The sequence below is a fragment of the Spiroplasma endosymbiont of Colias croceus genome, assembly GCF_964020095.1.
In the GTDB taxonomy this organism is placed as follows: domain Bacteria; phylum Bacillota_I; class Bacilli_A; order Mycoplasmatales; family VBWQ01; genus Spiroplasma_E.
In genome coordinates this window covers 623,551-638,736 of record NZ_OZ026536.1, presented here as the reverse complement: position 1 = coordinate 638,736, position 15,186 = coordinate 623,551, and the positions used below count along the sequence as shown (strand labels likewise).

Sequence of the window (15,186 nt, the reverse complement as noted above, 5' to 3'; positions counted from 1 at the left end):
TTCTCCCCACATTTTTAATTCAAACATAGCATTACAGTTTCAAAACTAGGTATGTTATTGAATTTATATGCAGCTTCTTTTGAATATAAATGAATATGATGTTTTGCAACTTTTATATGTGTTTTAAATGTTCTTCGTATATGTTCTCATACTGACTCAATTTGGTTGGTATTTACACCAGTTTTTGAAACATAGCCATCTTGATGGTTAACTGTTTCATGCTTAGTGAAAACCAATTTCAAATCGCGATATCCTTTTCAAGAATCAGTATGTACATCACACTTTGAAGAAATGTGGTTTATTGCAAACTGCAAAAGATTTTTAATGTTTGCGTTTTTCAATACTTTCACAATCAGATTGTTGGTTGTTTTTTCATAGATACCAACAATCAAGGTTTTGTTCAACAAGGATCTTCCTTGTTTTTTAAAACCCATATGTGAAAGATACATTTCATCCATTTGCACTATGCCCTCAACAATGAATTGAGGTTCTTGTTTAGCAATGGCACTTCGGATTTTATGACCCATTCTTCAAGCTGTTTTCAAGGTCACTGCCAATTCTTTTGCAACATCAGTTGATGGAATTCCATGTTTGGTGTTTATTCATCTAAAGATGAGATAAAACCAAGATATTAAAGGTGTTTGTCACTTTGAAAATATAGTGCCCGTGAGAATACTGAATGTTTGATGACATTTCAAACATCTCATTTTTCTTAAATTTGAAGTATTAAAATTAAAACTAGAACACCTAATACATTTGCTTTGTTTCAAAGTTGCTATATATGCAAGACATTGTTTTTCAGTTTGAAAAGTATTATTAAAATCATGCAATTTCATTGTTTCCTCCAAAAGTACATGTGGGGAGAAGTCCGTAAATTTTTTAATAAAGAAGGTAAAAAAGAAATTAAGGAAGAAAATCAAATAAAAATAATTTTAGAAAAAATGAGAAAAAATGGTACTTGAGGCGGATCAATTGAAATCGAAGCAATGACCAATCTTTTAAATTGTAAAATTAATAGAAATGGTGAAATCTTTGAACCAGATAATAAAATATCAAATCTGATTGAAATAAAATTAAATTTTGAAAATCAACATTATCAATATATTTCGAATTTATCTTCATTTGAAAAAAATAAAAATTTAATAGATAATCAAACATCTTTAAATATAATTAATAATTTACCAAGTTATCAAAATGAATTTAATTATCAGAATTTTTCGTATTTACCAAATTATAAAAATTACGATGACCAAAAGAAAAAAATCAATGAATTAAAAAGAAAAATCAATCAATTAAAAAAAGAAAATGCAAATTCTGAAAAAGAAATAACTCGTATAAGAAAAATTTGTGATGATTTAGAACTTGAAAATCATGATCTTTGGCATGAAAATAAAAAACTTAAAAAAAATGATAATAAAAAATATTTTTTAGAAGACAATTTAATAAAAATTAAAGTTAATAATATTTTGTCTACACTAGATTCAAATTCTGAAAAAGAAATAACTCAATATAACAAAATTTGTGATGATTTAGAACTTGAAAATGATGATCTTTGACATGAAAATAAAAAACTTAAAAAAATGATAATAACACTAATTCATTTTTTTCCTTTTCAATAGAAAAAATATTACAAAAAGAACCTAATAACAAGGAAAATAGATTATCTGAACAAAGTACTAGTCCAATATCAAATTTTAGTTAGAACCTGTTTAAAATCTTTTTGAAAATAAGTTAAAATGATTATATATTTTAAAAATAATAGGTATATATGATTAAAAATTATTGGATGGGTTACACTTTATTGGACACTATTTAACGAAAATTGAAATATTTAATGACATAAATAAGTTTTAAAATATGAAATAAAATGTTATAATTAAATTGTTCTTATTTTGTATAGAACAAATAATTTTAAAAAATGAATATAATTTAAACATAAACACAAATTACAAATAACGCCTAAAAACTTTAGTTCCTTAATTTTATATAGGAACTTTTTTTATTTTTTTAAAAAAAGAGTAATATTTAAACAGATTAAAGAATTTAATAAAAAATTAATAGCAAGTGTAATTAGAAGTAATGTAGTTGATGAATTCGACGATATTAAAAATCGAACTTCTCCCCACATGTACTTGTGGAGGAAACAATGAAATTGAATGATTTTAATAATACTTTTCAAAGTGAAAAACAATGTCTTGCATATATAGCAAGTTTGAAACAAAGCAAATGTATTAGGTGTTCTAGTTTTAATTTTAATACTTCAAATTTAAGAAAAATGAGATGTTTGAAATGTCATCAAACATTCAGTATTCTCACGGGCACTATATTTTCAAAGTGACAAACACCTTTAATATCTTGGTTTTATCTCATCTTTAGATGAATAAACACCAAACATGGAATTCCATCAACTGATGTTGCAAAAGAATTGGCAGTGACCTTGAAAACAGCTTGAAGAATGGGTCATAAAATCCGAAGTGCCATTGCTAAACAAGAACCTCAATTCATTGTTGAGGGCATAGTGCAAATGGATGAAATGTATCTTTCACATATGGGTTTTAAAAAACAAGGAAGATCCTTGTTGATCAAAACCTTGATTGTTGGTATCTATGAAAAAACAACCAACAATCTGATTGTGAAAGTATTGAAAAACGCAAACATTAAAAATCTTTTGCAGTTTGCAATAAACCACATTTCTTCAAAGTGTGATGTACATACTGATTCTTGAAAAGGATATCACGATTTGAAATTGGTTTTCACTAAGCATGAAACAGTTAACCATCAAGATGTCTATGTTTCAAAAACTGGTGTAAATACCAACCAAATTGAGTCAGTATGAAAACATATACGAAGAACATTTAAAACACATATCAAAGTTGCAAAACATCATATTCATTTATATGCAAAAGAAGCTGCATATAAATTCAATAACATACCTAGTTTTGAAACTTGTAATGCTATGTTTGAATTAAAAATGTGGGGAGAAGTCCGTAGATAGGCTTTTCTCAGCATTTATGTGATAAAATTTAAAATACTACATAAAGGGAGAAAAGCCATAATTTTTTTTAAATTATTAGTATCTAAATTCTTATAATTTTTTAGGATAAATTTATAAAAAAAAATTACATTTTTTTATAAATTAAAGAAATATTTTTTCATTTTTAGAATATATCTGTTATAATCTGAAATATATAGGTTAGGACTAAACAATTTGAGAAGGGGATAAATAGATTATTACTACATTTTGTAAAACTATTTAATAAGTAAATGTAAATGAATTTTAAAAGGTGTAGAGTTAATATTTTTTTATAGTATTTCAAAAATAGTTTAGTAAAGAGTTATTTTTAATTTTAATATTATTTATTTTTCCGCAAAAACAAAAATTGTAAAAACCTATGTGTTAAAAAGTATGTTTATATTAAGTTTTTAAGAGCAGGTTATTTGGGTTACTATAATTTATTCATCCTTTTAGAAGGAGATTAAAAAAATGTCTGTTTTTAAACCACCTGCAAAAAAAGAAGTTTTTAGTGAAGATTTAAAACAAATTAATAAAAAATTTATTATTTTACGTAATCAAGTTTTTGGTTTTAGTATTTTATCATATATCCTTTATTATTTTACTCGTCAAGCATTTACAATAGCAGCTACTAAATTAGAACAACAACATGTCATAACCACATTAGAAATGGGCTTAATGGGTACAGTTTTTGCTGTTGTTTATGGTAGTGCTAAATTTATTGTTGGAAATGTTGCTGACCGTAGTTCAGGACGAATAATTATGATTGTTGGATTACTTGTTTCTGCTATTTTAAATATTATTATGGGTGGTATTGTTACCTTGGCTGGTACTACAATTAGTATTGGTCCCTTTGTAATGTTATTAGCTATCATTTCAATGTTAGCTGTTTTCCAAGGTATGGGTTGACCAGCTACTGCTAGATTATTTTCTAATTGATTTACTGATAAAGAACGTTCAGGACGTATTGGTATTTGAAACTCAGGACAAAATATTGGTGCTGCTTTATTACCAATTATTGTTATTTCTTTAATAAGTGCCCTTGATCCAGATGGAAGAATATATGGGTTGTATTTTTGAATTCCTAGTATTTTTGCTTTAGTTATGATTCCGTTATGTTTTTGAGGATTACGTGATCGTCCTGAAGCAGAAGGATTACCTACTGTTGAAAAATGAAAGGGAATTCCAGAACATAAAGAAGAAAAGACAGAACTTAATTGAAAGGAAATTTTTGTAAAATATATTTTAAAAAATAAATTTTTATGAATTTTAGCATTTGCTAATATTTGAGTATATTTTGTACGACAAGGCGTAGGATATTGAATGTTTAAATTAGCAAACAATGTTCACGGTTTAGATTTAAAAAATAGTAAATGATTTAGTTCTTGTTTTGAATTATCTGGTTTAATTGGTGGTATTTCTGCTGCATATTTTGCTAAGTGATTTTTTAATAATCGTAAAGCCCCTTTAATGATATTTGGATTGTTAATTTCTCTTGGTGGATTAGTTTTATTGCAATTTGCTCCTCATGGCAACATGGCTATAATTATTACTGCTTTAATACTTGCTGGTTTTGGTATTTATATGCCACAAGCGATGATTGGTGCTACTGCTATTGAACTAACGAATAAAAAAGCAGCTGCTACTGCTTCAGGATTTACAGGATTAACTGGTTATTTCCTTGGTGATGCTCTTTTTTCAAAAGTAGTAGTTGCTACTATTGTTGGTGATAATAATAAAAATTGAGATTATGTATTTTATTTCTTTTATAGTTCTATTGTTGTTGCTATTATTTCATTAGCATTATTATGAACAAAAAATCAAGATAATAAAGTACTTTAAAATAAAATATTATTAAATTAGTACCATTATATGTGGTACTAATTTTTTATTTAAAATAATATTTTGATAATAAAATTAAGAAAATTTTATTGATTTTCAAATTCACAGTGTTATAATAAATTTAAGACACACAAAATTATTGCTTATTAGCCTACTAGTATTATTTTTAGACTTTTCTCCCTTTATGTACTATTTTAAATTTTATCACATAAATGCTGAGAAAAGCCTTTGAAAATATAGTGCCCGTGAGAATACTGAATGTTTGATGACATTTCAAACATCTCATTTTTCTTAAATTTGAATTATTCAAATTAAAACTAGAACACCTAATAAATTTGCTTTGTTTCAAACTTGCTATATATGCAAGACATTGTTTTTCAGTTTGAAAAGTATTATTGAACTCATTCAAGTTTATTGTTTCCTCCACAAGTACATGTGGGGAGAAGTCCGTAAAAAAATTTTAAAGAAGAAATAAAAAAATGAGATTTTAAAAATTTATATGTTGATTCTCCATATTATGTTTCACAAGTTCCACATAGCGAAATGCCAATATTTGATTCACCAGTTAATATTTTAGAAAGGGTAGTATATAAAGCAAAACATAATAATAAAATAATATCAGATATGATGATTAATAATGGAGCTGATGAAAATTTAATTGGTAATTTTGCACAAGAACCTGTAACTATTACAACTCAAAAAAATACATGATATAAAAAGAGTGTATTAGAAGCAGCAATTTTAAAAAAGAACCAAATTTGGTTAAAGTTTTATTAGAATATGGCGCTAATTTAAACTACAAAAATCCCAGAAATAAAGATAAAACACCAATAACACTTGCATTTTCTAAAAAGAAAAATAATACCAATTTAAATATTAAAGATAATGATGGTGAAACTCCTTTATTTAACGCTCAGTATGTTAATAATGCTGAAATTTTTAATTTATTAGTTGAAAATGGTGCAAAGTTAAATATTCGAAATAAATAAGGACAAACAATTAAACAATTATTAGAGAATGAAATGTATCGTTTAAAACTAGAATGTAAATTTTTTGTTTCCTCTAAAGGTATTGTAGAATTAACTATAAAATTTTTAAAATTTCAATTAGAAAAAACATTTAATGAAGAAAAGAAAGAAAAAATAGAACAAATGATAGAGAAAAGAAAAATGCTTAATATAATTAAAGATTACAAAAATGATTTTGATTCAGATGAAATAAATTCAATAGATTATCGAAATCAAACCTCAATAAGTGGATATACAACAGCAAGAATATAAAAAATAAAAGATTCTAATTGCAATCTTTTCATATATTTAAGATTAATTTTAAGATACCAAATTTGCTCATATACAAACGATTTAAAATTTTATATGGTCTAGTATTTACAAAATGTAAATCTTATATAAGTTTAATTAGGAATTATTAATATCCATATCTTCAAGGATGATTTTTATTTGGTATATAAACTTTTTTAGTTTTTATCAAATTGTCTTTAATAATTGGTTTTAGGGCTATTTCTTTTAGTTCATATATTTGAAGATTGTAACTAAGATATAGCACATTAATAAAGGATTTAAGTACAATTACATCAATTCTAGGTTGTATGTATTGAACTTTGTTATTTTTATAAGGAAAATATTTTTTACCATAATATGTTATAGTTGAGCCACTATCTGTTTTTCTTTTAGAAAATCTTGAAAGATAAATATTTATTTCTTCTTGGTTTGGAGCTTTAATCATAGCAGATTTATTATCATCAATAGGAAAAGCAAACTGATTATTAAAAGTGTCTATGTATGCTTTAAGAAATTGATTAACTTCTTCTAGAGTTTTAATTTTATTAAGTCTTAGTTCGCTAATTAATCGACTTTGAAGTGTTCCAAATAAGCGTTCAATTCGACCTTTAGCTTGTGGAATCGAAGTTCTAATTATTTCAACACCCAAATCATTACAGCACTTTTGGAATTGAGTATAAGTGTCATTTTCTGTGTTTATTTTACCAGCATCGATTTTTTTCTTATATCCAAAAACTGTTCTATTATCAGTATAAAATGTTTTTGGTATCCCATATTTAGTTAAAATTTGATAAAAGACATTATAATAAGCATCTAATGTTTCTTGATGATCAAATCATAAGCCTACAATATTTCCTGTAGCATCGTCAATTGCAGCATGTAAAAATGCTTTTGGTTTATCACTACCAAGTCAATGATGATTACTGGCATCCATTTGAATTAATTCACCAAAATTTGTTCTACGATTTCTTATAGGATGTAAGTTATTTTTCTTATTCTTATGTCTTTTTGGTGAAGTGATTTTTCTTGGATCAGTATATTATAAAGTGTACTATATGAAATTTTAATTTTTTCTTCATTAATTAATTTCTCATGAAAATGTTGAAAATTAAAATTATAATATTTGGTTTTATATAAATTTATAATCTTAATTTTGATTTCAAAATTTGTTCCGTTATTAGAAATTTTATTGCGAGATTTATGAATAAAACCAGCTTTACCTTCTCTATTAAAAATTTGAATTAATTGATTAATTTTTGTAATAGTTAGGTTAAGTTTATTTTTGGCTTGATATTTAGATAATTTGTTAATAACAATGTCATTTATAATTTTGTATTTATATTTTTATTTCATAGTCATGCTTCTTTCCATATTTATCACCAAGTATATTTAACTTCACTTTTGGGAAATTTTTACTCGATAACTAATAGGAAATTATCACTAAATAATGACAGTTTAAGCAAAAAAGTTGAAAAAATATATTAATTTATTAAAATATAAATATTCCTATTTAAAAAATTTTATTAAGGAATTTTAAATTTAAATTTATTTCAAGGAGTTGATTTTTTATGAAAACATTTGTAAAGAATTTAAGTTCTAGATGAAGTTTATTTTGGAAATTATTTAAAAAATAACGGTTTGTTAAAAAGAAAAGTTTTTAATGTAAATAGACCACCATAATTATGGTGGTCTATTTTTATGGTTCTTTATGATGAATATTTAATTTAAAACCTAAAATAATAATTGTAGATATTAAAATTATTGAATCTAAACTTACAACTTCTCAATTTTTTATGAATATTCCATAAGTTATTCATAAAAAACCAGATAAAAATTGAATTAATAACATGAAAAACGATAAATCACGTACTCTTTTTGTTTTTATAATTTTTATAATTTGAGGTAAAAAAATAAAACTATTTACAACAACTGCTAATCAACCGATTATTTCTTTATTCATAAATTGCATCCTTTCTTTTTATTTTTTTTAAAATAAAACAACGATATATGAATTCTCTCATATACCATTGTGTTTAAAATAAATTTCTAAATCAATTAAATATTTATTTTTGAACTTCACTTTCATATATTTTTTTGTTTTCTTCTGCCATTTTTACATATTTAGATTTTTCTTCATTTGTCATTTCTTTTCAATGATTACCAACCAATTTTGCAATTTCTGCAACTTTTGATTTAAGTTCTGGTTTTTGTTGAATAATCTCTACTCTTTTTTCTTTACTAAAAAGCATGTAAGCATTCATTGGTCTTTTCACTTTATTTGACATTTTTTCACCTCCCAAATTTTATTTTTGTGTAAATTTTGTTACTGTATTATCAAATGATTTTTGATAGCATTTACCACTACAATAAATAAATTTATCTCTATATAAAAAATCAAATTTATACTCTTTTTCACATGATGCTAAATAACATTTCGTTGTAATGTACATTTAATTTTACCCCCCTTAAATTTAAATGTACATTACAATTTTACAATATTTCCGCAATGAGTTCTTTTGTATACTTTAAAAAGTATACAAAAGACAATAAAAAAAATAATTTAAGGCTTTTCTCCCTTTATGTACTATTTTAAATTTTATCACATAAATGCTGAGAAAAGCCTATCTACGGACTTCTCCCCACATTTTTAAATCAAACATAGCATTACAGTTTCAAAACTAGGTATGTTATTGAATTTATATGCAGCTTCTTTTGAATATAAATGAATATGATGTTTTGCAACTTTGATATGTGTTTTAAATGTTCTTCGTATATGTTTTCATACTGACTCAATTTGGTTGGTATTTACACCAGTTTTTGAAACATAGCCATCTTGATGATTAACTGTTTCATGCTTAGTGAAAACCGATTTCAAATAGCGATATCCTTTTCAAGAATCAGTATGTACATCACACTTTGAAGAAATGTGGTTTATTGCAAACTGCAAAAGATTTTTACTGTTTGCGTTTTTCAATACTTTCACAATCAGATTGTTGGTTGTTTTTTCATAGATACCAACAATCAAGGTTTTGCTCAACAAGGATCTTCCTTGTTTTTTAAAACCCATATGTGAAAGATACATTTCATCCATTTGCACTATGCCCTTAACAATGAATTGAGGTTCTTGTTTAGCAATGTACTTCGGATTTTATGACCCATTCTTCAAGCTGTTTTCAAGGTCACTCCCAATTCTTTTGCAACATCAGTTGATGGAATTCCATGTTTGGTGTTTATTCATCTAAAGATGAGATAAAACCAAGATATTAAAGGTGTTTGTGACTTTGAAAATATAGTGCCCGTGAGAATACTGAATGTTTGATGACATTTCAAACATATCATTTTTCTTAAATTTGAAGTATTCAAATTAAAACTAGAACACCTAATACATTTGCTTTGTTTCAAACTTGCTATATATGCAAGACATTGTTTTTCATTTTGAAAAGTATTATTGAACTCATTCAATTTCATTGTTTCCTCCAGAAGTACATGTGGGGAGAAGTCCGATAATAATTTTAATTAGATTTTTTTCAATTTTCTTTTTCTTAATAAAATAAAAATTAAAAATAATAAAATAGTAATAACTGAAAGAAAAACAATCAAACAAATCTTATTAGTTTTTTTCTTTAAATTTTCAATTTCTTCACTTGAAATTACTTCATATCCAAAATTTTTAATAATATCATTTTTGTTTTTCTTGGTAATAATTAAAGAAAAAATATTTATTGCATATACAATAATTAAAATAATTAATGTAATATTAATTTCACTATCTAAATTTTTAAGTGAAAATAATTTTCAAAAACCAATATAAAAGTCTTTATTTCCATTATCATATTGATTATTTAAGAAAAACAAAATACCCAAAGAGAGTAAACCAAATAAAAAAACAAATGCTGTAATTCAATTAAGAATTATTTTTCTAACTATCATTTTTCTATAAAAAATAATAATAAAACTGGGTTGGATGGGTTCCAATTTATTGGACACTAATTACGTAGACAAGTAAACAAATTTGTTAAAAGAAAGGAACTATAATTATGGCCAATATTAACTCATATACCGATGAATTTAAAAAACAAATAGTAGCTTTATATCAAAGTGGCAAATCAGTATCTTGCCTTGCTAAAGAATATAATGTTACAAGAGCAGCTACTTACAATTGAATTAAGCAATTTAGTAATTCAGGAAGTTTTAAAACTAAAGATAATCGTTCTTTTGAAGAAAATGAATTAATTAAATTAAGAAAAGAATTAAAGCAATTACGAATGGAAAATGATATTTTAAAGCAAGCAGCACTAATAATAGGCAGAAAATAGAAATTATTGTCAAAAATAAAGCTAAATATAAAATTCGCACAATGTGTCGTTTTTTAAAAATATCTAAATCAACATATTATTTTAATTTAAAGAAAAAAGAAAATAAAATCAAAAATAATATTTATGATGAAGCTGTTATTAGTGCTTTTAAAGAAAATAAAGAAGTTTATGGTACTAGAAGATTAAAAAAAATTCTAGAAAACCAAGAAATTTATTTATCGCGCAGAAAAATTAAAAAAATTATGAATGAACATAATTTAATATCAAAATATACTAAATTATCATTCAAAAATCATAATAACAAAGTTAACGATAGTCAAATAACTAATCTTGTTAATAGAAAATTTAAGAATAGGATTAAAAATGAAGTTATTGTTAGTCATTTAACTTATGTACAAGTTAATGGTAGGTGAAACTATATTTGCCTATTAATAGACCTATTTAACCGCGAAATTATCGGACATAGTGTTGGAGTTAAAAAAGATGCATCATTAGTACATCAAGCATTTATGCAATCAAATCGCTGTTTAAAAGATATTCAAATATTTCATAGTGATCGCGGTAATGAATTTAACAATAAAATTATTGATAAACTTTTACTAGCATTCAACATTAACCGTTCTTTAAGTAAAAAAGGTTGTCCTTATGATAATGCTGTTGCTGAAGCAACTTTTAAAACTTTTAAAACCGAATTTATTAATGATAAAAATTTTACATCATTAATCCAATTAAAATTAGAATTATTTGATTACATCAATTGATATAACAATATAAGAATTCACAGCACTTTAAACTACTTAACTCCAGTTAAATATCAACAACAAATGTTTACCAAAAAATAGTCCTAAAAAGTGTTGCCATTCCAGTAACCTTTTATTAAATTTTATAAAATAGTGTTTGTAAGTGTTAAATTTGTAGATATGAAGTAATTATTTGTTGATTTGGAATGAGCTAATTGATATTCGATTGAACTCATTCCTTTTAATTTTGTTTGAGGTCTATCGTTATTATAAAAGTAAATATATTTGGGTAAATTTTCTTTTATTCATTCAATAGTTCTGTTTTTTTCTTATAATTTGATATAGAAATTCTGTTTTCATTGTTCCAAATCAAGATTCAGTAGCACCATTATCACAAGAATTACCTCTTCTAGACATAGAAATTTTTATTTTTAATTCGTCACATAAGGTTTTATAAGAAGGATTTGTATAATGAAATCCTTGGTCTGATTGTAAAATTCATGAAGTAGGTTTTTGAGCATTAACTCAAGCTTGAATAATGTTTTGGACAACAAATGTCATATCTAAACTTGCCCTTATTTTATAATCTAATATTTCATTATTATGAAAATCTTTAACAATTGATAAATAATATGTTTTACCATTAGTCAATAAATAAGTTATATCAGTACCTAATTTTTGATTTAAATCAGTAGTTGAAAAATCACGATTTAATAAATTATCATATCTTAAACTTCCTGATTTAGTTTTATAATCAAATTTCTTTATGCGAACCTTAGCTTTTAAACCCATATTTCTCATATATCTATATACAACATGAAATTTTAATTTTAAATTATAAATTTTGTTAATTCATAAAGTTATCATTTTATAACCATAAATTTCTTTAAATTAATAAAAAATATTTTTAATTATATTAGCTAAAAATTTATCTCATTTATTAAATTCATTCATTCCGTTTTTAATTCATTTGTAATATCCTGATTTTGAAACCTTTAAAAATCAACATAAATAACTAATCTGATATTTTTTGTTCAAGGAAAAAATCAGAAAATATTTCTTCTTTTTTGTCGATTTTTCTAAATACTTTTTTATATCGTTCATTACCTTAATATATTGAATTAATTCTTGTTTTGTCATTTCATTAAAATTTAAAGATTTGGGTCGACCTGTTCTTTTGGTTTTTTTAGCACGAATTGCATTGCCATATTCTAAACCTTCTTCACCTAATAATTTGTATGCTTTAATTCATTCTTTTATTGATGATCGGCCAATACCATATTCTAATGCAGTTTTATCAATCGTTTTAATTTTACTTATTTTTATTATTTTTAACTTTTCTTCTTTTGATAGTCATTTAGCAATAAAAAAAATGAACACCTTCCTTAAAGTATTTTTAACACAAAGGTTACAATTCTGTGTCTACTTTATTCTAGATGTTCAGATTTTAAACAGGTTCTAACTAAAATTTGATATTGGACTAGTACTTTGTTCAGATAATCTATTTTCCTTGTTATTATTTCAACAACTAATAGTACCTATAGAAGAAACATTTGTATTTTTAGTAGTTTTACTAAAACTACTAAAATTTGATATTGGACTAGTACTTTGTTCAGATAATCTATTTTCCTTGTTATTATTTCAACAACTAATAGTACCTATAGAAGAAACATTTGTATTTATAGTAGTTTTACTAAAACTACTAAAATTTGATATTGGACTAGTACTTTGTTCAGATAATCTATTTTCCTTGTTATTAGGTTCTTTTTGTAATATTTTTTCTATTGAAAAGGAAAAAAATGAATTAGTGTTATTATCATTTTTTTTAATTTTTTTATTTTCATGTCAAAGATCATGATTTTCAAGTTCTAAATCATCACAAATTTTGTTATATTGAGTTATTTCTTTTTCAGAATTTGAATCTAGTGTAGACAAAATATTATTAACTTTAATTTTTATCAAATTGTCTTCTAAAAAATATTTTTTATTATCATTTTTTTTAAGTTTTTTATTTTCATGTCAAAGATCATCATTTTCAAGTTCTAAATCATCACAAATTTTTCTTATACGAGTTATTTCTTTTTCAGAATTTGAATTTTCTTTTTTTAATTGATTGATTTTTCTTTTTAATTCATTGATTTTTTTCTTTTGGTCATCGTAATTTTTATAATTTGGTAAATACGAAAAATTCTGATAATTAAATTCATTTTGATAACTTGGTAAATACGAAAAATTCTGATAATTAAATTCATTTTGATAACTTGGTAAATACGAAAAATTCTGATAATTAAATTCATTTTGATAACTTGGTAAATTATTAATTATATTTAAAGATGTTTGATTATTTATTAAATTTTTATTTTTTTCAAATGAAGATAAATTCGAAATATATTGATAATGTTGATTTTCAAAATTTAATTTTATTTCAATCAGATTTGATATTTTATTATCTGGTTCAAAGATTTCACCATTTCTATTAATTTTACAATTTAAAAGATTGGTCATTGCTTCGATTTCAATTGATCCGCCTCAAGTACCATTTTTTCTCATTTTTTCTAAAATTATTTTTATTTGATTTTCTTCCTTAATTTCTTTTTTACCTTCTTTATTAAAAAATTTATTAGCAATTTCACTATCTAACAAAGCGGATCTAAAATTAGCTTTATTATTCGGACGTTTTGTATTTAAATTTGTTTCAATATAATCACAAATACGATCACGAAAAATTTTAACTAATTTTTCATTTTCTTTATCAGAAAAATTAAAATCATCAAAATTAAAAATTCGTTCTCAACCTATTTCACTACCAAAAAGTGATGTATATCTATTTTTAAATTCTTCTTGATTAATTTTAACTTGTTCTAAATATGAAACCATTACTGCTCAAAATAAACAGTTTCCATCTTTTGGTACATTTATTAAAATATTAATATTTGCCATTTTAGTTAACAACTCTTTCTTTTTTAAATTAATTAATATTATTTTTAAGTTTACATTAAACTGAATGGTTTTACTTTTGATTTTACTTTTTCTTTAAATTCTTTATTAATTTCAGTTAGATTTAAAAGTGAATCAGTTGCTGATAAACAATTAGTAGTGCTTTTTATACCTGCTGTTATTTGTCCTATAATTGGAATACAAGAAGTTGTTGTTGCAATTACAGTAGTAATGTCAGAAATAATTTTTTTCTTTTTGGGTTTTTCTTGGATTTTTTTAACTTGATTTTTCAAATTTTCTAGATTGATTTCAATCATTAATTTTTCTAAAAATTCCTCTTGGATTTTTTTATGAGTTTCAGATTTTTCAGATTTTTTTATAATAGACTTCTCTTTTTCTATAAAAAAATCTAATTTATTTAATTTATTATTGAGATAATTTACATTTTTTATTGATAAAAAATTAAATTCATTTTTTAAATTAAAACTGAATTTAATAAATTGGGCATATTTTTTTTAGTACTTTTTGATTTTGTTTTTTTATATGTTTTTTTTGATATTCATTTAGTAAAATACTATATGAACTATCATTCAATTTTAATAACTTATCAAATCTTTTTGAAAAGACGATGATTTCTTCTTTTGATAATTTAAATAAATTAAAATTTTCTTTAATTTTTATTTTTTTCATATTTTATTCTCCTTAAATTGAAATGTATATTATTATTTAAAGTTAATTTTACATGTTTTTTTTATGATTTCATCACATTCTTGTTTTTTGATATCATGATTATTTAATTTTATATGATTTCTGCAATAAGTTCTTCATATGCTTGTTTTTTACGTCAATAATAAGGATTTTCTCAAATTGAACATAATTTATTTTCAACCGCTTTGAATATTTCTGATTCTTTAAGTTTTGTATTTAGCATTTTTGTTTCTAATTTAAAATCAAAAATAAGTTTTTTAATTTCTTCTAAATAAAAATAGGCGTTTCTCCCTTTATGTACTATTTTAAATGTTATCACATAAATGCTGAGA

The 15,186-nt window shown here is 23.7% G+C and carries 20 protein-coding genes and 1 pseudogene; 7 read left to right on the top strand and 14 right to left on the bottom strand.

The window, feature by feature from the left end; all coding sequences use genetic code 4:
- Positions 1–14: 14 nt before the first annotated feature.
- The gene (locus tag AACL24_RS04035; protein WP_339048837.1) at positions 15–836 is read right to left on the bottom strand and encodes an IS1595 family transposase; all 822 of its coding nucleotides are present in this window, start codon (positions 834–836) and stop codon (positions 15–17) included.
- An 18-nt stretch (positions 837–854) separates the two neighbouring features.
- Between AACL24_RS04035 and AACL24_RS04030 the strand changes: the two genes are divergently transcribed.
- The 6 genes from AACL24_RS04030 to AACL24_RS04005 all read left to right on the top strand — a co-directional run bounded on the left by AACL24_RS04030 (position 855) and on the right by AACL24_RS04005 (position 6,135).
- The gene (locus AACL24_RS04030) at positions 855–1,619 is read left to right on the top strand and encodes an OTU domain-containing protein (protein WP_339048835.1); all 765 of its coding nucleotides are present in this window, start codon (positions 855–857) and stop codon (positions 1,617–1,619) included.
- 527 nt (positions 1,620–2,146) lie between these two features.
- Positions 2,147–2,995: an IS1595 family transposase gene (locus tag AACL24_RS04025; RefSeq protein ID WP_339048833.1), complete on the top strand. Its 849-nt coding sequence runs from the start codon at positions 2,147–2,149 to the stop codon at positions 2,993–2,995.
- A 489-nt stretch (positions 2,996–3,484) separates the two neighbouring features.
- Positions 3,485–4,855, top strand: a complete 1,371-nt coding sequence (locus tag AACL24_RS04020) for an MFS transporter (RefSeq protein ID WP_339048831.1) — start codon at positions 3,485–3,487, stop codon at positions 4,853–4,855.
- A 543-nt stretch (positions 4,856–5,398) separates the two neighbouring features.
- Positions 5,399–5,632: a hypothetical protein gene (locus AACL24_RS04015; protein WP_339048829.1), complete on the top strand. Its 234-nt coding sequence runs from the start codon at positions 5,399–5,401 to the stop codon at positions 5,630–5,632.
- Positions 5,614–5,844 (top strand): ankyrin repeat domain-containing protein, encoded by a 231-nt coding sequence (locus tag AACL24_RS04010; RefSeq protein ID WP_339048827.1) that lies wholly within the window; start codon positions 5,614–5,616, stop codon positions 5,842–5,844. Before AACL24_RS04015 ends, AACL24_RS04010 begins: the two co-directional genes overlap by 19 nt.
- Positions 5,845–5,877: 33 nt before the next feature.
- The gene (locus AACL24_RS04005; RefSeq protein WP_339048825.1) at positions 5,878–6,135 is read left to right on the top strand and encodes a hypothetical protein; all 258 of its coding nucleotides are present in this window, start codon (positions 5,878–5,880) and stop codon (positions 6,133–6,135) included.
- Positions 6,136–6,280: 145 nt separating this feature from the next.
- On the opposite strand, the pseudogene AACL24_RS04000 reads toward AACL24_RS04005, so the two are convergent.
- The 6 genes and pseudogenes from AACL24_RS04000 to AACL24_RS03975 all read right to left on the bottom strand — a co-directional run bounded on the left by AACL24_RS04000 (position 6,281) and on the right by AACL24_RS03975 (position 10,140).
- Positions 6,281–7,482: pseudogene (locus AACL24_RS04000) on the bottom strand (ISNCY family transposase).
- 367 nt (positions 7,483–7,849) lie between these two features.
- Positions 7,850–8,113, bottom strand: coding sequence for a SemiSWEET family sugar transporter (locus AACL24_RS03995; RefSeq protein ID WP_339048823.1), 264 nt, complete (start codon positions 8,111–8,113; stop codon positions 7,850–7,852).
- Positions 8,114–8,216: 103 nt separating this feature from the next.
- Entirely contained in the window at positions 8,217–8,438 is a 222-nt protein-coding gene (locus AACL24_RS03990) for a hypothetical protein (protein WP_339048821.1), read from the bottom strand.
- Positions 8,439–8,800: 362 nt separating this feature from the next.
- Positions 8,801–9,244 (bottom strand): IS1595 family transposase, encoded by a 444-nt coding sequence (locus AACL24_RS03985; RefSeq protein ID WP_339048819.1) that lies wholly within the window; start codon positions 9,242–9,244, stop codon positions 8,801–8,803.
- A gap of 5 nt (positions 9,245–9,249) precedes the next feature.
- Positions 9,250–9,621: a hypothetical protein gene (locus AACL24_RS03980; RefSeq protein ID WP_339048817.1), complete on the bottom strand. Its 372-nt coding sequence runs from the start codon at positions 9,619–9,621 to the stop codon at positions 9,250–9,252.
- A 48-nt stretch (positions 9,622–9,669) separates the two neighbouring features.
- The gene (locus tag AACL24_RS03975) at positions 9,670–10,140 is read right to left on the bottom strand and encodes an MSC_0882 family membrane protein (RefSeq protein WP_422398064.1); all 471 of its coding nucleotides are present in this window, start codon (positions 10,138–10,140) and stop codon (positions 9,670–9,672) included.
- Between the two features lie 50 nt (positions 10,141–10,190).
- Between AACL24_RS03975 and AACL24_RS03970 the strand changes: the two genes are divergently transcribed.
- Positions 10,191–11,311, top strand: a protein-coding gene (locus AACL24_RS03970) for an IS3 family transposase (RefSeq protein WP_339048813.1) whose coding sequence is annotated in 2 segments (ribosomal slippage) — positions 10,191–10,434 and positions 10,434–11,311 — 1,122 coding nt in all. Because the reading frame shifts where the segments join, the coding sequence is not laid out codon by codon here.
- Positions 11,312–11,352: 41 nt separating this feature from the next.
- Here AACL24_RS03970 and AACL24_RS03965 read toward each other — a convergent pair.
- The 7 genes from AACL24_RS03965 to AACL24_RS03935 all read right to left on the bottom strand — a co-directional run bounded on the left by AACL24_RS03965 (position 11,353) and on the right by AACL24_RS03935 (position 15,173).
- Complete coding sequence (locus tag AACL24_RS03965; RefSeq protein WP_339049383.1) at positions 11,353–11,490, bottom strand: IS3 family transposase; 138 nt, start codon at positions 11,488–11,490, stop codon at positions 11,353–11,355.
- Positions 11,477–12,076 (bottom strand): DDE-type integrase/transposase/recombinase, encoded by a 600-nt coding sequence (locus tag AACL24_RS03960; protein WP_339048811.1) that lies wholly within the window; start codon positions 12,074–12,076, stop codon positions 11,477–11,479. The genes AACL24_RS03965 and AACL24_RS03960 overlap by 14 nt, the downstream gene beginning before the upstream one ends.
- 24 nt (positions 12,077–12,100) lie before the next feature.
- A complete protein-coding gene (locus AACL24_RS03955; RefSeq protein WP_339048809.1) occupies positions 12,101–12,589 on the bottom strand; it encodes a hypothetical protein in 489 nt (162 codons plus the stop codon).
- 78 nt (positions 12,590–12,667) lie between these two features.
- The gene (locus AACL24_RS03950) at positions 12,668–14,149 is read right to left on the bottom strand and encodes an OTU domain-containing protein (protein WP_339048807.1); all 1,482 of its coding nucleotides are present in this window, start codon (positions 14,147–14,149) and stop codon (positions 12,668–12,670) included.
- Positions 14,150–14,199: 50 nt separating this feature from the next.
- Positions 14,200–14,463, bottom strand: a complete 264-nt coding sequence (locus AACL24_RS03945; RefSeq protein ID WP_339048805.1) for a hypothetical protein — start codon at positions 14,461–14,463, stop codon at positions 14,200–14,202.
- Between the two features lie 175 nt (positions 14,464–14,638).
- A complete protein-coding gene (locus AACL24_RS03940) occupies positions 14,639–14,836 on the bottom strand; it encodes a hypothetical protein (RefSeq protein WP_339048793.1) in 198 nt (65 codons plus the stop codon).
- Positions 14,837–14,945: 109 nt separating this feature from the next.
- Positions 14,946–15,173 carry a hypothetical protein gene (locus AACL24_RS03935; protein ID WP_339048803.1) on the bottom strand — a complete coding sequence of 76 codons (228 nt, stop codon included), beginning with the start codon at positions 15,171–15,173 and terminating at the stop codon, positions 14,946–14,948.
- Between the last annotated feature and the right edge of the window lie 13 nt (positions 15,174–15,186).